Raw genomic sequence first — 287 nt, forward strand, 5'->3', positions numbered from 1 at the left:
CGCTGGTCATCGACGGGCCCAATGCGGACGAGGCGGCCGCTGATGCCGCAGGGGCCGCGGCGGGGGCCGAGGCGCTGGCGGCTACGCTGGCGGCCGTAGGCCTGCGCACGAAGGAGATTGCCAAGCGCCTGGGCGCCGAGTTCGGCATTTCTCGCAACGACGCCTACGATCTGGCCATGGCCGCGCAGAAGGCCCTGGGCGTCTAGCTCATGGCTTCGGCAAGAAAAAGCGCATCGCCGGCCGAGTTGGTCTTCATCGACGACGTGGAAATCTGGCTGACGCGCAAG

1 pseudogene is annotated in these 287 nt (G+C 68.3%); it reads left to right on the forward strand.

Annotation, left to right across the window (positions count from 1 at the left end):
- Window positions 1-206: pseudogene (locus PZH32_RS13920) on the forward strand (16S rRNA (cytidine(1402)-2'-O)-methyltransferase); the annotation flags it as partial.
- Window positions 207-287: the final 81 nt, after the last annotated feature.

Source organism: Adlercreutzia equolifaciens (genome assembly GCF_029076695.1).
GTDB classification, from domain to species: domain Bacteria; phylum Actinomycetota; class Coriobacteriia; order Coriobacteriales; family Eggerthellaceae; genus Adlercreutzia; species Adlercreutzia equolifaciens_A.